Here is a 21,894-nt window from a genome sequence, read left to right as displayed (position 1 = left end):
CGGATGAATCGGGTGCTTTCGTTTGTGGCATAATGAAAAGAAAAAGGAGTGACGGCCGTGCTCGATCGACTGACCCGACTCGCCATCGATGTGAGACATCGCTTCAAGGACCATCATATTAACGACTATAGCGCGACGCTCGCCTTCTTCTGGTTCCTCGCCATCTTCCCAATGTTCTTTGTCCTGTTCGCGGTCATGGCGTGGTTCAAAATCGACCAGGCGCTATTGATTGAACAGATTGAAACACTCGTCCCTGGTTCGAGCGTGCGAGAGCTATTGTCGATTGTCTACGACGTCAGTGGGAATTTGAATAGCGGACTCGTCTCGGTCAGTGCCATCATCGCTTTTTGGTCCGCCTCGAACGGGACGGCCCGTCTCGTCAAGCTGACCGTTTTCGCTTACGGGGAGACGGAGGCGCGCGGGTACGTATGGCGTCGTCTGATTGGACTCTTAACAATCCTTGCCGGTAGCATTGGAGCCGTCATCCTCGTCGTCTTCCATGTCTTCGGACAGGAATTTATCGATTTGTTGTATGCGTTCTATCCTCAAGTCGAAGAGTTCGATCGTCTCTCCACGCTCACTCGCTATACCGTCTCGACGATCATCTTGATCTTTGCGTTCTCTTTCTTCTATATGATTGCCCCGCAACAACGCGTGCGCTTTTTTGAGACGTTACCGGGTGCCATTTTTGCCGTCATTTCGTGGCAACTCATCTCGACAGGTTATAGCGTCTACGTCGAGCGATTCTCGATTTTTGGGGACACGTATGGCACGATCGGAGCCGTCATCCTACTTCAAATCTGGCTCTATTTGACGGCGGCGACGATGCTCATTGGGGCAGAAATCAATGCCGCCTGGCCGCATCATATGTATCGGACACCCACAAAGACACATTTCCCGTGATAACTGGAAAGAAATGATTAGCATTTTTTGGAGACATGCTATAATCCAATGTAGAGTCTGGGAAAAGATATACAAACTGAATTTACGGAAGAAGGTGGCCCGATATGGCGAAACATCAGAAGAAATCAAGGTGGAAATGGATACTTGGTATCACAGCGGGCGTACTGACACTCATGCTTGTCGCAGGTGGACTATTCGTCTGGTCGATGGTCGACGAGGTCAATGACACAGTGACGAAAGTGAACGATAACTTACAGATCAGTCCAGAACGAAAACAAGTCGAGACGATCGAAGAGAAGCGCTCGGTGTCGGTACTCTTACTCGGAATCGACCGACGAGGGACAGAACAGGGACGAAGCGACTCAATCATCGTCTTGACGATGAATCCGGATACGAATGAAGGGGCGATGCTCAGCATCCCACGTGACACGAAGACGGAGATTGTCGGACGCGGATATCACGATAAAATTAACCACGCCTATGCGTTCGGTGGTGCCGAGATGGCGATGGACACGGTTGAGAACTTTTTAGATATCCCGATTGATTATGTCGTCGAAGCGGACATGGAGGCGTTCACGGAAGTCGTCGATGCGCTCGGTGGCATTACCGTTATGAACAAATTTGCCTTTACTTCGGACAGTTATACGTTCCCGGTCGGCGAAGTGACGCTCAATGGAGAGAAGGCGCTCGCCTACACACGGATGCGTTATGATGACCCGAACGGGGACTTCGGTCGCCAAGAACGGCAGCGCGATGTCGTCGCAGCCATCATCGAGAAAGGACGTTCTGACTTCTCGCTCGACAAGGTGACGAATTTGCTCGACGTCGTCGGCAACCGAGCGAAGACGAACATCGAGTTCAATGAGCTCGTGACACTCTCGACGGACTACATGGGTGCGTTCCGTAACGCAAGTACACTCCGCATCGAAGGGGGCGGTGGACTCGAGTCGGACGGCATCTATTATTGGAATCCTGACGCAGAGTCACTCGACGGGATTCAGACCGAATTGAAGCGTTTGATGGAATGAGTCGTCCGATAGGGACGGCTTTTTTGTTTTGAAATGGGCAAGAAGTGAAAAAAGGTAGAGAGAACAGAAGGAGGGAATCGTATGGATTGGCAACAAGTCGAACCGATTTTGAATAAATGGGGTGGCAATGAAGAGACGTGGCATCGGCTATTTGACAAGTGGGAGAGTCACGCCTGGCATGATCATGAAACCCCGAGCGAGAAAACGAACGTCCTACTCGTCGACGCGAGTTTCGTCACGACGGAAGGAAAGCCGGACATGGGGGCACTCCATGACGTCCTCGCCAAGCATGTCGCAGGTACGATCAGCGACTTGCATCTCGTCTCACTTTTCCCGTACATCGGGCGCCAAACGGACACAGCCGTCGACCCGCGCATCCGATTGTATGAAGACTTAGGGGAGTTGAGCGACGACTTCCAACTCATGTATGAACTCGACCCAGTCGCCTACAATGCGGAGCAATTCGACTTGCTTGCCGAGACGGACGCACTTATCGAGCGTCTCGCTTATGGAGCGACGAAGGTCCGGGTCCATGCGCAATCGTTCCGTGGGATGACGCGTGAAGAGGTAAAAGACATACTTAGACTCTGGCACATCGTGTTGCACCACTATAAGCCGAACGGTCAACTCATTCTCGCCGAAGACGCGCTTGACGAGGCTGGATCATATTTGGATGTCGTGGACGCTGTCTGTCACTTTGATCTTGCGAGTCATGTGACCCTCGCCCTCGCACAAGGGAAAGCGACACGACTGACCGAATGGGCACAGAAGATTGAAGCACCACCTGAAGGGAAGACATACTTCCACTTCTTGTCGAGCGCCGAGCGTGATCCGTTCGAGAAGAATCTATTGGATAACCATGAGGCGATGCTCCTCGCAGCACATAGCATTCTATTTTCGCTTCAAGGGATCCCGTCCGTAGACTATCGGACACTCTTCGGGGTGAGCGGTCCAACAGATGAGGAGGAGCTCGTTCAGTCGCTGAAGAAAGACGAGACAATACTCAATCGTTTTTCAAGAATCATGGGGCAGCTGAACGTGAAGCGGACAGAACCGGCGCTGTCACCTTATGCGAACCAACGGATCATCGACGTCGATCCACATGTGTTTGCCGTTGAGCGGGAGATGAAAGGACGTACAGTCCGTCTCTATACGAACGTGAGTGAAAATGAGATTGAATTGGATGTTCAAGGGACGAACTTGTTCACGGGTGAACGAATCGGAAAAATCACATTATCTCCGTACGGATATGTATGGTTACAAGGGTAGGTCTTTAGAATCATAATTGCATTTTCGTTCATAGGTGTATTGACTCATGTGATGGATAGGTGGAAAATGGAAGAGTAGGAATTTTATACACATCACGAGTCAGTCATCAAAGGAGCGGATTTCCAATGGATTCATCTTTCTTTTTCATGATATTTCGGTTGACGATGCAGTCATTTTCATACTGGATGATTGCGATTTTATGTTTAGCTTTAGGCGCATACCTCATTTTTTATCTGTTGGACCGAGAGCGTGCAAACGTTTATCGGACGTGGTGGCGAATTAGTTTTTATGCGGCCTTCCTCGGATTCACGGTAGTTGGATATGTATGGGATAAATTCATGATGGTCGATATATGGAAGTTCATTGCTGTCGCTTTGTTCATCATGGTCATCGACTTTGGATTGATGGCACGAAAAGAAAAGACCAATCAAAAAAATCAGCTGACGGAAGAACAATCGTTCTGACGCCAGCTGATTTTTTAGTTATATCCGTTCGGGTTGTTCGACTGCCAGTTCCAGGCATCGCGGCACATGTCACGAATGTCATGCTTCGCTTCAAACCCGAGCATCTGTTTCGACTTCGTCGGGTCCGCAAAACACGTGGCGATGTCACCAGGGCGGCGTTCCGTCACTCGATAAGGAACGGACTTTCCACTCTCTTGTTCAAACGCACGGACGAGATCGAGGACGCTGTAGCCAGTGCCCGTCCCGAGGTTGAACGCCTCGACTCCAGGTTGGTCCATCACATAATCGAGTGCTCGGAGGTGGCCTTCTGCGAGGTCGACGACGTGGATGTAGTCACGTACGCCTGTCCCGTCCGGCGTGTCATAGTCGTCACCGAAGACGCTCAGTTCGTTCAACTTACCGATTGCAACTTGGGTGATATATGGCATTAAGTTATTCGGAACGTCGAACGGGTCTTCCCCGATCTGACCAGACGAATGTGCCCCGATTGGGTTGAAGTAACGAAGGAGGGCGATGCTCCATTCTGAGTCGGCGACCGCGACATCACGTAAGATTTCCTCGATCATCAGTTTCGAGCGACCGTATGGGTTCGTCACACTGAGCGGGAACGACTCGTCGATTGGTGTGCGTTCCGGCATCCCGTACACGGTTGCCGATGAACTGAAAACGATGCGCTTCACATCGAACGCCTGCATGACTTCTAGGAGGACGGTCGTACCGACGACGTTGTTCTCGTAGTAGCGGAGCGGCTCTTTCACTGACTCACCGACGGCTTTTAGGCCGGCGAAGTGGATGACGGCATCGATTGTATGCGTCAAGAAAATCTGTTCGAGTAATGTACGGTCGAGAATGTCGCCGAGATAGAAAATGGTCTCTCTGCCGGCCATCGCCTCAACGCGATTCAGTCCTTCACGACTACTGTTCGACAGATTGTCGAGAACAATCACGTCATGTCCAGCTTCAAGCAATTGCAGGACGGTATGGGTACCGATATACCCGGCACCACCCGTCACGAGAATCGTTTGGGTCATACGTCAAAAACTCCTTTAATTGTCTAGTTTGGTCACACGTACACGTGTCGACTCATTTTCTTTCACAAAGAGGCGAAGCGAATAGTTCTGGCTCTCATAGACGACGCCGTCTTCAACCTCGTATGTCGGTTCTCCAAGTTTGAGGAACATTTCTTTCGTTTGGATCGTACTTGGCCAGTCAATCGCTTCGACCCGTCCATTTTGGATGGTGAAGAAGATACCATTATAAATCAAATATTCGTTCAAGTCATCTGAGTCCAAACCATACGGCTCCCCGACGACCCCGACGAGCTGATCTCTCGTCATCTCTAGGTAAGCTTCTGCTGGTTCGTATAAATATACTTGGTCAACACCGACCGTTAGCCACTTCAATAAATCGGGATCACTGATTGAGAGTCCTGACCATTCCGTGACCACTTCCTCGCGAGACACCCAACCCGTCAAATCATTGCCACCGAGATCAAGCAAGAGAGCATCGTCCCGTTCTTCTAAAACGTCATAACGGTCCCCGATGTCAGCAACATAGACAACGTCTTCGCTGTTCGGTTCACTGAGAAGAGGAGCATGTTTGACACCAATCCATACTTCTTCAAGTGCTTTTGTGTCAGTGACTGGTTCGGGTTCTGGTGCTACTGGTTCAGTCGCTTTGGTCGACGCAGGAGGCGGTTGTAAGAGATCCTTTACCGTCGGATAAGCGGCATAACCGCCTACGGATAAAAGAATGATAGCAATCAGGCCAAGCAACCAGCCACGACTTTTCTTTCGGCGAGGACGAGCCGGTTTGATTTCTCGATAAGATTTGAGACGTTCTGTCCGTGACGGAATGGCGGAATCTGGAACTGGAACATAACGCGGTTTGGTCGGTGTCGGATTAGCAGGTGTCTCGATTTCTGATTTCATCGTTTCCTGAGGAGAAGGCTGAGTGATCGGCTTAGGAACAATCGATTCCACAGTCTGTGGAATGACTCCCTCAGATTGAAGCTTCTCTCTCTTTTCTAACAAAGCGACGTAATAGGTCAAAAAGACTAACTCCGTTTTTCCTTCCTTCAACCAATTCGAAAAATCCGTAGCTGACTTTTCTTCGACGGAGAGGGAATCATTCGTCTCTCCGGTTAGTTCATGATAAGAGGCGGCAAGCGATTTGCCGTCTGCTAAATTTGTCTCAATACGTTGCTGGACGATGTCTCGAGTTTGTCGGTCGAGTGTGGCGTACAGCTGGAGTAGGCGCTCACTTACATGCACTAGGGGTCTCCTCCTTTGTTAAGTTCTTCCTTTCAAAGTTTAGCAGATTTACATGTCAAAAAACCCATTTTTTTAAAAACGGGTCATCAACCAATGAAAATTTTGCTATACTGTTCTGGTATTGTCATTTTAAATATTATCTGCGGGAATTTTCCAGCAGTGAATTGATTGGAACAAAGGAGAGAAGGACAGAATATGAACGAAGAAACGATTTCCCTTGGAGAATTGTTCTCCATCTTGAAGCGGAGCAAGTGGCTCATCGCAAGTTTAACCATCCTCGCAGCACTCATTGCCTTTTTAGTGAGCTCATTTGTGATCAGCCCGACGTATGAGGCATCGACGCAAGTGCTCGTCGCACCGAAAGAATCACAGAACAACATGATTGATAGCAGTCAAATCCAGTCGTCGGTCACACTTGTCAACACGTATCGTGTCATCATTCAAAGTCCAGCCATCCTTGAACAAGTCCAAGAAAATGTCGTCGGTGCGCCTGAGAACATCAGTAACTTGATCACCGTGAACAGCGAGCAAAACTCACAAGTCATCAACATCGCCGTCCAACATACGAATCCAGTCGTCGCAACAGATATCGCCAATGAAATCGGTCGCGTCTTCTCGAAAGAAGTACCTGAACTCATGAGTGTCGACAACGTGAAAGTCTTATCGGATGCGAACGTCCCGATGTTCCCAGTTAAACCAAATATTCTACTTAATACTGCGATTGCAGCTGTACTTGGGATGATGATTGGAGTCGCGATTGCGTTCCTCAAAGTCGTACTCGATCGTCGCATCAAGACTGAACAAGATGTCGAGACGATTCTCGAACTTCCGGTACTTGGGTCAATCCCAGTCATCGATCGTGTCGAGATGCAGCGTCAACGTCAAGCCAACGTGAAAGGGGAAGAGGTCCGTGTTTAAGTTTGGAAAAAAGAAATCAAAACATATTCAGTACGATAAGACAGGCCGTGACTTGATCACGGTCCATAAACCGAAGTCGCCAATCTCAGAGCAATATAGGACGATCCGGACGAACCTCGAGTTCACAGCGGTCGATGACGAATTGCAGACAGTTGCGATCACATCCTCGTCGTCAGGCGAAGGGAAATCGACGACAGCTTCGAACTTGGCCGTCGTCTACGCCCAACAAGGCAAACGTGTCCTATTGATGGACTGTGATATGCGCCGTCCGACAGCGCACTTCACGTTCCGTCTCTCAAACGGGATTGGACTCTCAACTGTTCTTGCGAAAAAGACGACACTTGATAAAGCGATTCATTCGACACAAGTCGAGAACCTAGAGTTGATGGCAGCGGGACCAATCCCGCCGAACCCGTCCGAGTTACTCTCGTCGAAGATGATGGACCGAACGCTCAATGAATTGAAAGAACATTACGATGTCATCATCTTGGACGCTCCACCGATGATGCAAGTCGCAGATACACGTCTTTTAGCACGCAAAGTAGACGGCGTCGTCCTCGTCGTTGGTTGTGACAAGTCAGACCGTCAGATGGTCGTCAAAGCGAAAGAACAGTTGGTCCTTGCGGATGCGCACATCCTCGGAGTCGTCCTTAACAAGCGCGAGCCACAAGGCAGTGACGATTACTACTATTACTACGCGTACGAATAAAAGGAGAATCACGCCATGATTGATATCCATTGTCATCTTCTTCCGGCCGTCGATGACGGTCCGGGAACGGTCGAACAAACAATCGAGATGGCGAGACGCGCTGTAGAGGAAGGGGTGACCGCGATCGTGGTCACCCCCCACGCGTTTCACCCTCAATTTGAGACGGAAGACTTGAATGTACAGGAAGCAGCAGCAACGCTTCAAAACATTTTACACCAAGAAGGAATCAAGCTCGACATCTACCCAGGTCAAGAGATTCGTGTGTTCGGTGATCTCGTGCAAGCGCTAGAGGAAGGGGAAGTCCTCTCGCTCGCAGGATCACGTTACGTCCTCGTCGAGTTTCCGAGCGATACGGTCCCGGCATATGCCGAGCAACTATTCTTCCGATTACAGGCAGAAGGCTATACACCGGTCATCGCCCATCCAGAACGAAATAAAGAACTGGCGACCAACCCAAAACGATTGATGGACTTTGTTTCTTCAGGCGCTTTGTCGCAAGTGACGACGAGTAGCTTGACTGGGGAGTTTGGTCAAAATGTAAAAGAGATTGCATTCGTCTTCTTACGGAACGGATTGAGCCAACTCGTTGCTTCAGATGCACATAGTACAGGACGGCGTACGTTTTACTGGGAAGCCGCAAGACAAGCGGTTACGGAAGAACTGGGAACGGGACGTTGGGAGACGTTAAAAGAAAATGCCGAAGCAATCGTGAAAGATGAGTTCATTTTTGTCGATCCACCTATTCTTCCGACGAAGAACTGGCGAGGGAAATGGAAGAAGTAACCTCCTGTTTTCCATAATGTGTTGACAATTAATGGCTCTTATGATTTTTGTCGACACTTGTCGAACGAAAATAGGTTTTAATTCCCTTACCTTGGTTTTTTCATTAGGTCAAAAGTGTTAACCTTAGAATATATTTTAGTAAGGATGTTAAATGCATCCTTTTTTATTTAATCCAATACTAAATAATACATATATATTCATAGGAGGAACATCGTGGTACATAAACAAGTAAAGAAAGCAGTCATCCCGGCAGCGGGCCTTGGGACACGTTTCTTACCGGCGACAAAGGCAATGCCAAAAGAAATGTTACCGATCGTCGACAAGCCGACTATCCAATACATTATTGAAGAGGCTGTTGCTTCAGGAATTGAAGATATTCTAATCGTCACGGGAAAAGGGAAGCGGGCGATTGAAGATCATTTTGACTCGGTACCAGAACTCGAACAAACGCTTATTGAAAAAGGAAAATCAGAATTTTTAGCACTCGTGGAAGAAACGACAAACATTAACATTCATTTCATTCGTCAGTCAAAGCCAATGGGCCTAGGTCATGCGGTCCTTCAGGCGAAAGCGTTTGTCGGCGATGAACCATTCGTCGTCATGCTTGGAGACGATATCGTCCAGGCGGAAGTACCTTGTACGCGCCAATTGATTGAGCAATATGAAAAAACCGAGAGTTCTATTATTGGCGTTCAGCCAGTTTCAAGTGAGGTCACGCATCGTTATGGCATCGTCGACCCTCAAGAATCATTAGAGAGTGGTTTACATAAAGTGGCTTCTTTCGTAGAAAAACCGGCTCCGGGTACGGAACCGTCAAATTTAGCGATTCTCGGACGTTATTTATTCACACCGCAAATTTTCAAGTATTTAGAGACGCAAGAAGCCGGGACAGGTGGCGAAATTCAATTGACCGATGCGATTACTCGTTTAAATGAGATGCAACGTGTATTCGCTTATGAATTTGATGGTAAACGTTATGATGTCGGAGAGAAATTAGGATTCATTCAGACGACACTTGAATTTGCTTTAAACCGTTCAGACTTGCGTGAAGACGTACTGAAGATGATGATCCAATTGCTTGAAGAACAAAAAACAGTAGAAAGTACTTTATAAAAGGAGGGATACCAGTTGTCGATACCCGATTTAGGTCGAAAATCGTTACGTACAGGTGTACTTGTTAGTTTAGATATCATTGCTATTCTATCAGCGATGTTTGTCTCTTACTTTTTTTTATATCCTTTAGAATTCATTCAAAATATCGATCGTAATCATTTTATTGAGACGGCTATTTCATATAGTGCCATCTTTATCATCATGGCAGGCGTCAGTCGACTGTATCGAGTCGCTTGGCGATTCGCTAGTATGACGGAAGCCGTTCGTTTAGCGATGACACTCGCTTCAAGCACACTCCTTTTATATATCCTTCAATTCGCCGTATATGGAGAAGCGATGGAGCGCATGCTGTTCTTAAGCTTTTGTCTCTCGTTACTCATGTTAGGTGGAATTCGTCTTGGCTCACGAATTTATGTGACATGGAAACAAGATCAGATGTCTATTTTACATGGACGGAAGATGAAACGAAGAAAGGATGAAAAGCGAACGCTCATTATTGGAGCTGGGCAAGCTGGTCGGATGCTGGTACGTCAGATGAAGCATTCTAATAATCACCGAATGAATCCGATTGGGTTTATAGATGACAATAAGCATCTTCAAACATTAACAGTAAATGACGTGAAAGTACTTGGGACGCTCGAACAACTTGAAGAAGTTGTTGAGAATGAAGCTATCGATAAAATCGTGTTTGCGATTCCATCGATGAGTTTCCGAGAACGAGTTGCACTGATTCAACGTGCGAAAAAAGTATGCATGAATGTACACACGCTTCCGATGATTGAAGAAGTGGCAGCTGGGAAAATTTCGGTCAAACAAATGCGTGAAGTATCCATCGAAGACCTCCTCGGCCGCGAACCGGTCGAATTAGATATTACAGGTATTCAAGCAGAGGTCGAAGGGAAGACGGTTTTGGTGACAGGTGCTGGTGGATCGATTGGATCCGAAATCTGTCGCCAAATCTTAAAGTTCAACCCGGACCGATTGTTACTGCTTGGTCATGGTGAGAACAGTATTTATCTCATTGAACGTGAACTACGTGAAGCGAAGATTGAAGCTGAACTAATCCCAGTCATTGCTGATATTCAAGACGTTGAGAGACTACGGGAAGTGTTTGTGACCTACACACCACATCTCGTTTTTCATGCCGCAGCTCATAAGCATGTTCCTTTAATGGAAGCAAACCCACATGAAGCGGTGAAAAACAATATTTATGGTACGAAGAATGTGGCGGAGATGGCTGATGAATATGGTGCCTCGCGCTTTGTCATGATTTCTACGGATAAAGCCGTCAACCCGACAAATGTCATGGGTTCAACGAAACGGATTGCCGAAATGGTCGTCCAACACTTAGCAAAGTCTAGTAAAACAAAGTATGCGATTGTCCGTTTTGGAAATGTGTTAGGTAGTCGTGGGTCGGTTATCCCGTTGTTCAAGTCACAGATTGCTAAAGGCGGTCCCGTTACGGTGACACATCCAGACATGACGCGTTATTTCATGACCATCCCAGAGGCAAGTCGACTCGTTATTCAAGCGGGAACACTCGCCAATGGTGGGGAAGTGTTCGTCTTGGATATGGGAGAACCAGTGAAAATTGTCGACTTGGCACGAAATATGATTCAATTGAGTGGTTTCACGGAAGAACAGATTTCGATTCAGTTCAGTGGCATTCGACCTGGTGAGAAGATGTATGAGGAATTGTTGAAGGAAGGCGAAGTTCATCCAGAAGCCGTCTATCCAAAAATCTTCACAGGGATTGTTACCGAAGAGCCAGATCTAGATGGAAAATTAGAAAATATGAATCAATTGATGACGGACGAGGCACTTAGCTTATACCTTGTGAACTGGGCGAATGATTGTCTCGACCGATATGAACAAGAGCAAACAGCTAACTATAAAGAAACGGTTTAGCCTATGGAGAGTGAACAATGACATACATCGAGCAGAAACGCAAAATTGATTTTATTCTAGCATTGATTGGTTTAATCGTCTTATCCCCATTATTTATTGGAATTATGGTTATGATTAAGCTCGAATCAAAAGGACCAGTCTTCTTTAAACAAAAACGTGTTGGGATTCATCAGTCACATTTTAATATTTTGAAGTTCCGCACGATGCGAATCGATACACCGAAAGATACACCAACGCATCTCCTTACTGACCCAGATCAATATATTACTAAAATCGGTAAGTTTTTACGTAAAACGAGCCTCGATGAGTTGCCACAAATCATCAACATTTTAAAAGGTGAGATGGCAATCATTGGACCACGTCCAGCGTTATGGAATCAATATGATTTGATTGATGAACGAGAAAAATATCAAGCGAACGATGTATTACCAGGATTGACAGGTTGGGCGCAAATCAATGGGCGGGATGAACTACCCATTGAATATAAAGCTCAACTCGACGGAGAGTACATTAAAAAAATGACGTTTTGGATGGATGTTCGATGCTTTATCGGAACAATCTTTAGTGTGCTGAAAAGTCACGGAGTGGTTGAAGGTGGAACAGGGATGATGAGTAAAGAAATTGCTTCTACAAAAGAGAATGAAAAATGAAAAAAATATTAATTACTGGAGAAAGTAGTTATATCGGAAAAGAATTTAAGAATTGGATTAATTATAAGTTTCCAATTCTTTTTCAAGTAGATTGTATTTCTATTCGTGACAATAAATGGAGAAAAGTGAGTTTTTCTGAATATGATGTAATATTACATTTAGCAGCCATAGTTCATAAGAAAGAAACACCTGATATGGAAGAGTTGTATAATCAAGTGAATTGTAATTTAACAATTGATTTGGCTAAGAAAGCAAAGGTAGAAGGTGTAAATCAGTTCATTTTTATGAGTACTATGGCTGTTTATGGAGAAGTAGGGGAAATAAAAAAAGTTAAAATAATCGATGAAAATACAAAGCCTGCCCCAAGTACTTTATATGGTAGGAGTAAATTCACTGCAGAAAATAGATTAAAAGATTTAATAAGTGACAAATTTAAAATAGCAATAATAAGACCTCCTATGATTTATGGACCAAATTGTCCTGGAAATTATTCTAAACTTATATACTTAGCCGAAAGGGTTCCCATTTTCCCTTTAATTAATAATCAAAGAAGCATGTTACATATTAACAATCTCAATGATTTGTTATTCAACATGATAAATGATGAATCTGAAGGCATATTCTTTCCTCAAGATGAAGAATATATTAACACAAGCATTTTGGTGAAGTCTCTCGCTGAAAAAAATGGTAAAAATTTAGTTTTATCAAGATCCTTAGGGAGACTAATTGAGATTTTTGGTTTTAAAGTAAATTTGATTAACAAAGTGTTTGGTAACTTAGTGTACGAAAAAAAATATAGAAAAAGGAGTATATATGAAAAATAAAAGATACTCAGTTTTAATGTCGGTATACTATAAGGAAAAGCCGATCTATCTAAAAGAAAGTTTAGAAAGCATGCTAAATCAGACTATTAAACCCGATGAAATAGTATTAGTTAAAGACGGACCCTTAACTAATGAACTTGAGCAAGTAATTAATAATTATGTACACAATTCCAGATTAAAAGTGATATCGATTGAAAAAAATGTAGGCTTGGGGAGAGCTTTAAATATTGGTCTAGAAAATTGCAGCAATGAAATTATTGCTAGAATGGACACCGATGATATCGCAATACTCGATCGTTGTGAAAAACAATTAAAAATTCTTGAAACTAATAAAGAAATAAGTGTTGTTGGCTCTGGAATTACAGAGTTTATAATTAATCCAGATAATATTATTGCATACAAAGAAGTAAAGAGCACTAACGGTGAAATAATAAAAAATATGAAATTTAGAAATCCGATTAATCATCCAAGTGTGATGTTCAAAAAAAAAGATGTGATGGATGTCGGTGGCTATAAACATTTTGAATTAAATGAAGATTATTTTTTGTGGATAAGGATGTCTAGAAAAGGATACAAATTCTACAATATTAATGAACCTTTAGTCAAGATGAGAATTACTAATGAAACTTATCTTAGAAGGGGTGGGATAAAATATTTTAAAACTCAAAAAAAACTATTTGACTATATGTTGAAAAACAGAATGATAAATATATTTGAATATTTATTTAATAATTGTATTCGATTTATATTGCGTGTTCTTATTCCTAATAATATTAGAAAAATAATATATTTGAAAATTTTAAGGAAAGGTAAAGTTAATATAGTAACTTAAATCGGTACACGTATGAATAAAAAAATTAAAGTACTTCATGTTATTGGTCTTCGACCTCAAGGAGGGGTAGGAACATTTTTATATAATATTACAAAGTATATTGATCACTCGTTATTTCACTTTGATTTTTTATTTAACTCTAATGAATTGAACGGAGAATTTGATAGTGAGGTAAAAAAATATGGTTCTAATGTATACGTTCTACCGGAGTTAAAATATAAAAATACTTTAATGTATTTGAAAGAGCTATCGGAATTTTATAAAAAAAACAACGAGTATGACATAATCCATATTCATTCACCTAATATAGCATTATTTAATTATGTTTTTGCAAAGAAAATTAATAAAGTTTCTTTTGCAGTTCATAGTCATAGTACAAAATATTCAGATAAATATATTAATAGTATAAGGAATTTAATCCTTAATTTCCCTGTAAATAGTATAACCGATATTAAGTTGGCGTGCAGTGAATCAGCAGCGCAGTTTATGTTTGGGAGAAAAGCTTTAGAAAATAAATTGACTCATATTCTTCCTAATGCTATTGAAAGTGACAGGTATAAATACAATCCTTTTATCAGAAATGATGTAAGGAAAGAATTGGGGATTGATGAACAATTAGTTATTGGGCATGTTGGGTCTTTTTTGTCTGTGAAAAATCATGATTTTTTAATTGATGTTTTCCTTGAAGTGAAGAAAATTAAAAAAAATTCACTACTAGTTTTAGTTGGAGAAGGTGAAACTAAAAGTAGGATCATAGAGAAAGTTAAGCATTTAAATTTAACTGACTCTGTAAAGTTTTTAGGACAGAGAGCAGATGTTAACAATCTAATGCAAGCATTCGACATATTTGTTATGCCTTCAAAGTTTGAAGGCGTTCCATTAGTGGGAGTAGAAGCTCAAGCATCCGGATTGCCATGTGTCTTTTCTAACACGATCACAAAGGATATAAAGATTTTAGATAAAGTGGAGTTTGTTTGTTTAAGTGAGGATACTCAAGTTTGGGCAAAAAAAATTATTTCGAATTCAGAATATCCCAGAAATGTTGAGAGTAAAATGATTGAAAATGCAGGATATGATATTAATGTGCTAAAAAATAAATTAGAACAAGTTTATTCACAATATAAATTAAAGTGACATTTCTTTAATCTTGAATTGCTTGAAAGGAGAGGACAATTGAAATCAGTACTGAGGTTTAGAACGGTATTGATAGGGCTTTATTTACTAATACTCCCTATCGATGCCACGCTAGGAAATATATTGGGACCCATATCATTAATAAACTATATCGTTATTTTTTATGTGTTTATAAGATTAATAAATTTAACAACAGAAGGCATTAATTTAAGGTTACTTGAAAACTGCAAAGTACAAATATTATATTTTTCATATTTTATTCTTTCGATTTCTTGGTCTCTATCTAATCATTTGAATAATTGGTATATTTTTTCTCTAATGGGTTCATTTTTAATGTTTTTCTTTGCATCAATTGATACTCATACAGATAAAGAATATAATTTTTTGAAAAAAATGATTATATTTAGTGGTGCTATTGTAATAATAATTACAATTTTGAACTTAGATTTAGGTTCCGGTGCTAGATTTACATTGGACTTTGGTCGAGAAATGGATCCGAACTATTTCTCTACAGGATTTATTCTTATTACAGCACTTTTAATGGATAACATACTGAAGAAAAAACTATTAATATTTAACCTCGCACTTTTGATTGCTATGTTATTAGTTATACTTCTAACTGGTTCACGGGGAGGATTAATAGCAAATTTATTTGTAATTATTGTTTCAATTTTTATAAATAGTAAGAATAATCGCATCAGAAATTTTATTTTCATGGTTTCTGGTTCAATTTTGTTCATAATAGCTTTTTCTTTAGTCAAAAATTATATTCCTGAATGGGTTTTAAGTCGTTTTACTATTGAAGAAATAACTGTCGGTGGTGGAAGTGGTCGTACTGAAATATGGTTGGCAAACCTCCATTACTTCGAACAAATGTCCTTTTTAGGAATTTTATTTGGAAATGGTTTTTCAACTTTCTCTTATATATCTTCTATCTCACTCGGGATAGCACGTGCCCCACATAGTATTTATGTACAATCATTGATTGAAGGTGGAATCTTTGGCTTATTGATTACTGTATTTCTTATTATGTCAGCTATGAAGAGGGCTTTAAGTATAAATCGAAAATATATTTTTGCGGCACTTTGCGGGGCGGCAGTTGGTGGTATTACATTAGATATTCATGTAAGCCGCTTTTTATGGATGATACTGTTGTTTTCAATGATCACGATTAGAAAAAAAACACCTAATAAATTTTCGTGAATATACTTATTAGGTGTTTTTCACTTATCAACTATTGAAATGCTATCTAATAACACATTTAGGGCGTTGATATAAAGAGGGGGGAACACATTGATTAGATTTAGTATAATTGTTCCAATATACAATGTAGAAGATTTCTTGGAAGAATGTATTTTAAGTATTTTAAATCAATCTTATGATAATTTTGAAATTATTTTAGTTGACGACGGTTCAATTGATAAATCTAGTGCTATTTGTAATCAATATAATGATAAATATCATAACGTTAAGTTGTTAGAAAAGAAAAACGGAGGACTCTCTTCAGCTAGAAACGAAGGAGTAAAAGTAGCAAAAGGAGATTATTTGCTATTTGTTGATGGGGATGACTTCATTGCAAAAGATACATTGAAGAATTTATATAATATTATTATTGAAAACCCAACTGTGGATTTAATATGTGGGAAGTTTATTTATTACTATCCAGATGATAGAGAAAAAAAAGAAGACTTTAGTTTTCCGGAAGTTAATCAATACGTGAATGGAATAGAATATCTGACTAGCTTATTCGAAAAAGTGCCAATTATCATATGGTCTGCATGTAGAACTATTTATAGAAGAGAATTTTTTATAGATAATCGTTTTATGTTTAAGTTAGGCATAACATCCGAAGATTTGGAACTCATTCCGACTGTTTATATGAAGGCTAATAAAATTGCAACGTATGATGTCCCTTTTTACTATTATAGGCAAGAACGAGAAAATTCAATTATTAATAGTTGGAACTCAAAAAAATTTTATGATTTAGTCTCAATAATAAATTACCATTTAAATAATTTAGATGAATCTAACAAAAGATTTAACACTCAGTTTGTGAAGCAATTAGCAAATATATATGTGCAATATTTGGTTTTAGTCAGCTATTTACCAAGAAAAGAAAGGGAAGAAGTTGTTTCCGAAATGAATAGAGTATTTTGGATCGCAAAATATTCAACTGGAATCAGAGGGAAATACGTTTTATTTTTCGTGAAAATTTTAGGTGTGCGAATGACATCTATAATTTATATATTATCAAAAAGAATAACTAGTTATTTAATATTAAAATATAGGAGCATACGTAAAATATGATTGATAAAAAAATTCATTATTGTTGGTTTGGCAAGGGAACGTTACCCCCTTTGGCACAAAAATGTATTGCTAGTTGGAAAAAAAATTGCCCTGACTATGAAATTATTGAATGGAATGAAGATAATTTTGATATTAATTCTATTCCATATGTCAAAGAAGCATATAAAGCAGGGAAATATGCTTTTGTTTCTGATTATGTAAGATTGTATGTCCTTTATAATGAGGGTGGAATATATATGGATACAGATGTAGAAGTTATAAAACCTTTAGACCAATTTTTAACTCATTCAGCTTTTACTGGAATGGAAAGTGACGAATATTGTGTAACTGGCATAATTGGTTCGGTGAAAGAACATCCTTGGATTAAATCATTATTACAAACTTACTCTGATAAAAAATTTAAACTAGAGAATGGGCAGTTTGATATTAGTACAAATACAGAACTAATAACTAGAATTACAACTATAGAATACAATTGGCTTAACGAAAATAGAAAACAAATATTAAAAAATGACTTAAGTATATATCCATTCGAAACTTTCTGTGCCAAGGATTGGAGAACAGGACTTGTAAAAAGTAATGATGAAACTTTTACTATACATCACTTTTCAGGATCATGGATTGATCCTTCTTTAAAAGGAAAAAACGAAAGAAAAGCGATTGCTAAAAGGTTATTAATAAGAGTCTTGGGTGAAAAATATATGAGTAAGTTGTTATCTTACAAGAAGCAAATTTTAAACTTTTTAAGATAACTATTTAAAATTTGATAATTAAACTTCAGTGAGGGTGTAATTAATGGACAAGAAAATATTACTAATTGGGGAGTACTATTCATCAAATTTAGGTGATGGAATAATATGTCAATCGGTAGAGTATTTAATTAAAAAATGGAATCCTAGCCTTGAAATTAGTATTTCAGATTTATCTGGAAAAGTTGGTTTTGATGAAAAAGATATTTCTAGTCCTTACCCTAACAAGGATAATACTATAACGTTTCCAAAAAAATTAGTAAAAAAAATATTAAAAAAGAGTGTTTATTTGCAAGAACGCTATAGATTTTTTTTGGGGGGAGGAAAGGAAAAAATAAATAACCTGTGCGATGATAATTTTGATTGTGCAGTCTTTGCTGGTGGACAGATGTTTCTTGACTATTTTAGTATTCCAATAAATGAACATGTTAAACAATTAGATAGGATGGATGTTCCTGTAATTTTTAATTCGTGTGGTATGGGTCATATTAAAAGTAAACAGTTAATTTATAAATTCAGAAGGACATTAGGTTATAAAAATGTAGTTAGCATTAGTGTAAGAGATGATGTAGACTCTGTGAATAATGTAATTATAAAAAAAGGTCATAAAAAGGCAATAAAGTCATATGATCCTGGTCTATGGTCGGGCGAAGTATACAATGTTAAACGAAAAGAAAGCGAAACAATTGGATTAGGGGTGATGAGTATTGATGCCTTTAAAGATAAAAATATAATTTCGCAATACAGAAAAATAATTTTAGAATTAAATAAAAAAAAGATTGCATGGAAACTTTTCTGCAATGGTAATATAAATGACTATAATTTAGCAATCTCAATAGCCGAATCTTTAGGATATGATAAATCAGCTATTGCAAATAGACCAGAGACTCCAAAAGAGTTAGTAGAATTAATTTCTAAATTTAAAGGTATAATTTCTTTTAGGTTGCATAGTCACATTGTTGCAGTTGCACTAAATATCCCTAGCATTGCTTTATCATGGGATAATAAGTTGAATCACTTTTTTGATAGTATTAATCGTAAGGATCGTTGCTTGAATATTAATGCTGAACATAAAGAAATCATTGATAAATATTTTTTCGCTGAAAAAGAAGGATATGACTTGGAATTGATACATTCTCAAAAAATATATGCGAAAAACTTATTAATTGATAATATATGCATTGCATTGAGTAAGTAATATCCATGAACTCAAATGGTTTTTATTGTAAAATATGAGGTGGGAAATTGAGTGTATATAGGAAACTAATAAGTAATTCAATGATTTTTGCTATAGGAAATATAGGGAACAAACTGATATTCTTTCTTTTGATTCCTCTCCATACTTATTACTTGTCTGTAAATGAATATGGAACTATTGATTTCATTACGACTTTAGTTAGCATGATTTTACCAATAATTACTTTAAGTATATATGAATCGGTATTAAGATTTGTAATGGATGAAAACAAAGATAGGACTCAAGTTTTTACTATTTCACTTTTGATAACGTTAGTGGGGACTCTTTTTTCTGTCATCGCATACATTATATTTAATATTCTAAATGTATACCCTATTAATTTTTTAGGCTTAGTTTTAGTTCTTCTAAATTTGCAAGCACTACAAGTCTTATTGGCTCAATTTTCTAGAGGCATTGGAAAAATAAAGATTTTTGCATTCAATGGAATTTTTCTGGCCATTTCGATTGCTGTCTTAAATGTAATATTTCTGGTGATTTTTGAACTTGGAATTAAAGGTTATCTTTTAGCATTTATCGGTGGAGAGATACTCTCAATATTCTTTTTAGCTTTAACTCTTAAAATTTATAAATATATAAATTTAAAATATGTAGATATATCTTTGCTTAAAGAAATGATAAAATATTCAATTCCTCTAATACCTAATTCATTTTTATGGTGGATTGTTAGTGCATCAAATAGAGTATTAATAATATATTTTATTGGTGTAGGAGCTAATGGATTGTTTGCACTTGCTAATAAAATACCGGGCCTTCTTACGTTATTTTATAATATTTTCTTTCAAGCTTGGCAATTATCTGCCATAGAAGAGTATAAATCAAAAAACAGTTCTGTTATTTTTTCTAATGTTTTTAATTATTTTTCCGTAGTTTTGTTTATTGGTACTTCAATAATCTTTGCTTTTCTAAAAACTATAATCGGTTTAACTGTCTCTCCTGAGTTTTATGATTCATGGAACTATGTTCCTTTCTTACTCATGGGTGTTATATTTGCTAATTTTTCAGGTTTTTTGGGGACAAATTACATTGCAGCAAAAAAAACAAACGGTGTTTTTAAAACCACGTTAATAGGTGGGGTGGTAAACTTTGTAATGTCTCTTATTTTTATTCCAATTTTCGGAGTTAATGGAGCTGCTTTTTCTACAATGATTAGCTTTTTCATTATGTGGTTAATGAGAATCAAAGATACTAAAAAGATTGTTCAAATTAACATGGACAAAAAGTTATTGACTTTAAATTTCTCTATCTTATCCTTTCAAATATTTATATTATTTTTAAATTTTGATTATGCTCTCGAAATGATCATTGAACTTTTTTTATTTTCAATCATAGTTTTTATAAATAGAAAACTAATTTCAACTGCATCTTCTTTTATAATTATTAAAATCAAGAAATTAGTATTGACCTAAATTTTTAGTTGATTGGATGATAATAAATAAGATTCAATAAGCTACTCGAATATACTTAATAAAAATCCATGCCTAAATCACTATATATGATTTAGGCATGGATTTTTATTAGCTTTACTAATCTGTCCAGCCCCATAATTTAGATGAATTCATTTAACTTAATATTCTTAAGATCCGATGCGTAAAATGTTCATGCTAAAAGTATATAGCTGACACAGTGTAGTGAATTTCAATAAAGGTTCTGATAAATTAATATGATTAGATTCTGAAGATTGACCTAAACCAAACATTCATACTTTACCTTCCGTGACGTCTCGACTGAGAGTAAGGAGTGGGAAATAATATGCAGGGTAGCGCTAATGATTACCCTGCATATTTATTAATTTAACCCAACTAATTAATTTTACTTTTTAGTCACGAGTTTTTTATATGGTTTTTAAAATCTATTTCTGTTTTTGATGAACTTATCCACCTCCCGATTCTTTGCATTCAACACTTCAATCGTTTCTTGATTTTGTTCTTTCGAGATGTGCAGGTACAACTCGGTCGTCTCGGTCGAAGCATGACCAAGTAATCGACTGATCTTCGTGACTTTGACATCGGCGTTATAGAGCTCCGTTGCGAAGCTGTGACGGAGGACGTGGCTCGTGATTCCGAATCCGAGCTGTTCCTCTGATACATCCAGGAGATATTCATTCACATAGTTCGCGCGGACTTTTGAGCCGTTCGGCATGATGAACAAGTATCGCGAGTCCTTGTCTGATTTTGGCCGTTCGACCTGAATATAACGCTCCAACGATTTTCGGATCCGTTCGGTCATCGGCACTTCCCGCATTTTATTCCCTTTCCCGTGTCGAATGATGATGTCGTTCGACTCAAACGATACATCCTCGAGTTTTAAATCTAACGTTTCACTGATTCGGAAACCCGCATCGCAGCCAATCAAAAAGATGTTATACAATGTCGCATTGTGTGCATGATGCAGCAGTTGATTCACCTGTTCCCGATTTAAAATCACATATTCCCGTTTTGTTTCGGCACCGAGTACGTTGACGAATACGAACGGATTACATGTGATCCATCCTCGTTTGACCGAGTAGGACATGAACGACTTGAGTACACTTACATATTTTTTAATCGTGTTGGACGCTAGCTCTTCATCTACTAGTTTGTCTCGATAAGGAAACGCGTGGTCAGTTTCATCCACGTCTTTCAGATACACCACATTCGACTGCTGCATCATCTGCTCGAATCGACGTAACGTGTTCCGATACGTCTTCACCGTCTCAGGGGAGCGTTGTTGCCGCATCTCTACATCTTCCAAGTAACGCGTAATCGCTTCTTTGATTTGAATCGGTTCCATATT

21 protein-coding genes are annotated in these 21,894 nt (G+C 39.3%); 18 read left to right on the top strand and 3 right to left on the bottom strand.

From position 1 onward, the window contains the following. The first annotated feature begins 57 nt into the window (after positions 1-57). The 4 genes from KNO99_RS00770 (at position 58) to KNO99_RS00755 (ending at position 3,664) form a co-directional block, all read left to right on the top strand. On the top strand, positions 58-903 hold the full coding sequence (locus tag KNO99_RS00770) for a YihY/virulence factor BrkB family protein (protein WP_214744427.1): 846 nt from the start codon (positions 58-60) through the stop codon (positions 901-903). A gap of 104 nt (positions 904-1,007) precedes the next feature. Then, positions 1,008-1,931 carry an LCP family glycopolymer transferase gene (locus KNO99_RS00765; protein ID WP_214744425.1) on the top strand — a complete coding sequence of 308 codons (924 nt, stop codon included), beginning with the start codon at positions 1,008-1,010 and terminating at the stop codon, positions 1,929-1,931. A gap of 81 nt (positions 1,932-2,012) precedes the next feature. Then, on the top strand, positions 2,013-3,200 hold the full coding sequence (locus KNO99_RS00760) for an alpha-amylase family glycosyl hydrolase (protein ID WP_214744423.1): 1,188 nt from the start codon (positions 2,013-2,015) through the stop codon (positions 3,198-3,200). Positions 3,201-3,325: 125 nt separating this feature from the next. Continuing rightward, positions 3,326-3,664, top strand: coding sequence for a hypothetical protein (locus KNO99_RS00755; protein WP_214744421.1), 339 nt, complete (start codon positions 3,326-3,328; stop codon positions 3,662-3,664). A gap of 14 nt (positions 3,665-3,678) precedes the next feature. Here the strand turns inward: KNO99_RS00755 and galE are convergent, their stop codons facing one another. Together galE and KNO99_RS00745 are read right to left on the bottom strand one after the other, a co-directional pair. Beyond that, a complete protein-coding gene (galE, locus tag KNO99_RS00750; protein ID WP_214744419.1) occupies positions 3,679-4,695 on the bottom strand; it encodes a UDP-glucose 4-epimerase GalE in 1,017 nt (338 codons plus the stop codon). A 15-nt stretch (positions 4,696-4,710) separates the two neighbouring features. Next, positions 4,711-5,937, bottom strand: coding sequence for a hypothetical protein (locus tag KNO99_RS00745; RefSeq protein WP_214744417.1), 1,227 nt, complete (start codon positions 5,935-5,937; stop codon positions 4,711-4,713). A gap of 195 nt (positions 5,938-6,132) precedes the next feature. Here KNO99_RS00745 and KNO99_RS00740 point away from each other — a divergent pair, with 195 nt between their 5' ends. The 14 genes from KNO99_RS00740 to KNO99_RS00675 all read left to right on the top strand — a co-directional run bounded on the left by KNO99_RS00740 (position 6,133) and on the right by KNO99_RS00675 (position 20,528). Continuing rightward, positions 6,133-6,855: a YveK family protein gene (locus KNO99_RS00740; protein WP_214744415.1), complete on the top strand. Its 723-nt coding sequence runs from the start codon at positions 6,133-6,135 to the stop codon at positions 6,853-6,855. Continuing rightward, positions 6,848-7,564 carry a CpsD/CapB family tyrosine-protein kinase gene (locus tag KNO99_RS00735; RefSeq protein ID WP_214744413.1) on the top strand — a complete coding sequence of 239 codons (717 nt, stop codon included), beginning with the start codon at positions 6,848-6,850 and terminating at the stop codon, positions 7,562-7,564. Before KNO99_RS00740 ends, KNO99_RS00735 begins: the two co-directional genes overlap by 8 nt. 15 nt (positions 7,565-7,579) lie before the next feature. Then, complete coding sequence (locus KNO99_RS00730; protein WP_214744411.1) at positions 7,580-8,347, top strand: tyrosine-protein phosphatase; 768 nt, start codon at positions 7,580-7,582, stop codon at positions 8,345-8,347. Between the two features lie 213 nt (positions 8,348-8,560). Then, positions 8,561-9,460 (top strand): UTP--glucose-1-phosphate uridylyltransferase GalU, encoded by a 900-nt coding sequence (gene galU / locus KNO99_RS00725; protein ID WP_214744409.1) that lies wholly within the window; start codon positions 8,561-8,563, stop codon positions 9,458-9,460. Positions 9,461-9,475: 15 nt separating this feature from the next. Beyond that, positions 9,476-11,368, top strand: coding sequence for a polysaccharide biosynthesis protein (locus KNO99_RS00720; RefSeq protein ID WP_251130907.1), 1,893 nt, complete (start codon positions 9,476-9,478; stop codon positions 11,366-11,368). A gap of 17 nt (positions 11,369-11,385) precedes the next feature. Next, positions 11,386-12,018 (top strand): sugar transferase, encoded by a 633-nt coding sequence (locus tag KNO99_RS00715; protein ID WP_214744407.1) that lies wholly within the window; start codon positions 11,386-11,388, stop codon positions 12,016-12,018. Then, positions 12,015-12,842, top strand: a complete 828-nt coding sequence (locus tag KNO99_RS00710) for an NAD-dependent epimerase/dehydratase family protein (RefSeq protein WP_214744405.1) — start codon at positions 12,015-12,017, stop codon at positions 12,840-12,842. Before KNO99_RS00715 ends, KNO99_RS00710 begins: the two co-directional genes overlap by 4 nt. Beyond that, positions 12,832-13,674 carry a glycosyltransferase gene (locus KNO99_RS00705; protein ID WP_214744404.1) on the top strand — a complete coding sequence of 281 codons (843 nt, stop codon included), beginning with the start codon at positions 12,832-12,834 and terminating at the stop codon, positions 13,672-13,674. The genes KNO99_RS00710 and KNO99_RS00705 overlap by 11 nt, the downstream gene beginning before the upstream one ends. A gap of 12 nt (positions 13,675-13,686) precedes the next feature. Further along, complete coding sequence (locus KNO99_RS00700; protein ID WP_214744402.1) at positions 13,687-14,808, top strand: glycosyltransferase family 1 protein; 1,122 nt, start codon at positions 13,687-13,689, stop codon at positions 14,806-14,808. A 39-nt stretch (positions 14,809-14,847) separates the two neighbouring features. Next, positions 14,848-16,011, top strand: a complete 1,164-nt coding sequence (locus KNO99_RS00695) for an O-antigen ligase family protein (protein WP_214744399.1) — start codon at positions 14,848-14,850, stop codon at positions 16,009-16,011. Positions 16,012-16,101: 90 nt separating this feature from the next. After that, a complete protein-coding gene (locus KNO99_RS00690; RefSeq protein ID WP_214744397.1) occupies positions 16,102-17,115 on the top strand; it encodes a glycosyltransferase family 2 protein in 1,014 nt (337 codons plus the stop codon). Next, positions 17,112-17,867 carry a glycosyltransferase family 32 protein gene (locus KNO99_RS00685; protein WP_214744395.1) on the top strand — a complete coding sequence of 252 codons (756 nt, stop codon included), beginning with the start codon at positions 17,112-17,114 and terminating at the stop codon, positions 17,865-17,867. Before KNO99_RS00690 ends, KNO99_RS00685 begins: the two co-directional genes overlap by 4 nt. Before the next feature lie 43 nt (positions 17,868-17,910). Continuing rightward, positions 17,911-19,062, top strand: a complete 1,152-nt coding sequence (locus tag KNO99_RS00680; RefSeq protein ID WP_214744393.1) for a polysaccharide pyruvyl transferase family protein — start codon at positions 17,911-17,913, stop codon at positions 19,060-19,062. A gap of 47 nt (positions 19,063-19,109) precedes the next feature. Further along, on the top strand, positions 19,110-20,528 hold the full coding sequence (locus KNO99_RS00675; protein WP_214744391.1) for an oligosaccharide flippase family protein: 1,419 nt from the start codon (positions 19,110-19,112) through the stop codon (positions 20,526-20,528). A 436-nt stretch (positions 20,529-20,964) separates the two neighbouring features. Here the strand turns inward: KNO99_RS00675 and KNO99_RS00670 are convergent, their stop codons facing one another. Beyond that, positions 20,965-21,891 (bottom strand): tyrosine-type recombinase/integrase, encoded by a 927-nt coding sequence (locus KNO99_RS00670; protein WP_214744389.1) that lies wholly within the window; start codon positions 21,889-21,891, stop codon positions 20,965-20,967. Positions 21,892-21,894: the final 3 nt, after the last annotated feature.

It is taken from the genome of Exiguobacterium sp. s189, from assembly GCF_018617615.1.
GTDB lineage: Bacteria > Bacillota > Bacilli > Exiguobacteriales > Exiguobacteriaceae > Exiguobacterium > Exiguobacterium aestuarii_A.
Note: the sequence above shows the minus strand (reverse complement) of the source record. Positions and strands in the feature narration are given on the sequence as shown.

Excerpts from the sequence above, each read along its gene's own strand:
- KNO99_RS00740 (WP_214744415.1), top strand. The coding sequence starts at position 6,133 with ATGAACGAAGAAACGATTTCCCTTGGAGAATTGTTCTCCATCTTGAAG.
- galE (WP_214744419.1), bottom strand. The coding sequence starts at position 4,695 with ATGACCCAAACGATTCTCGTGACGGGTGGTGCCGGGTATATCGGTACC.
- KNO99_RS00715 (WP_214744407.1), top strand. The coding sequence starts at position 11,386 with ATGACATACATCGAGCAGAAACGCAAAATTGATTTTATTCTAGCATTG.
- KNO99_RS00730 (WP_214744411.1), top strand. The coding sequence starts at position 7,580 with ATGATTGATATCCATTGTCATCTTCTTCCGGCCGTCGATGACGGTCCG.
- KNO99_RS00765 (WP_214744425.1), top strand. The coding sequence starts at position 1,008 with ATGGCGAAACATCAGAAGAAATCAAGGTGGAAATGGATACTTGGTATC.
- KNO99_RS00760 (WP_214744423.1), top strand. The coding sequence starts at position 2,013 with ATGGATTGGCAACAAGTCGAACCGATTTTGAATAAATGGGGTGGCAAT.
- KNO99_RS00680 (WP_214744393.1), top strand. The coding sequence starts at position 17,911 with ATGGACAAGAAAATATTACTAATTGGGGAGTACTATTCATCAAATTTA.
- KNO99_RS00670 (WP_214744389.1), bottom strand. The coding sequence starts at position 21,891 with ATGGAACCGATTCAAATCAAAGAAGCGATTACGCGTTACTTGGAAGAT.
- KNO99_RS00685 (WP_214744395.1), top strand. The coding sequence starts at position 17,112 with ATGATTGATAAAAAAATTCATTATTGTTGGTTTGGCAAGGGAACGTTA.
- KNO99_RS00705 (WP_214744404.1), top strand. The coding sequence starts at position 12,832 with ATGAAAAATAAAAGATACTCAGTTTTAATGTCGGTATACTATAAGGAA.
- KNO99_RS00755 (WP_214744421.1), top strand. The coding sequence starts at position 3,326 with ATGGATTCATCTTTCTTTTTCATGATATTTCGGTTGACGATGCAGTCA.
- KNO99_RS00710 (WP_214744405.1), top strand. The coding sequence starts at position 12,015 with ATGAAAAAAATATTAATTACTGGAGAAAGTAGTTATATCGGAAAAGAA.
- KNO99_RS00700 (WP_214744402.1), top strand. The coding sequence starts at position 13,687 with ATGAATAAAAAAATTAAAGTACTTCATGTTATTGGTCTTCGACCTCAA.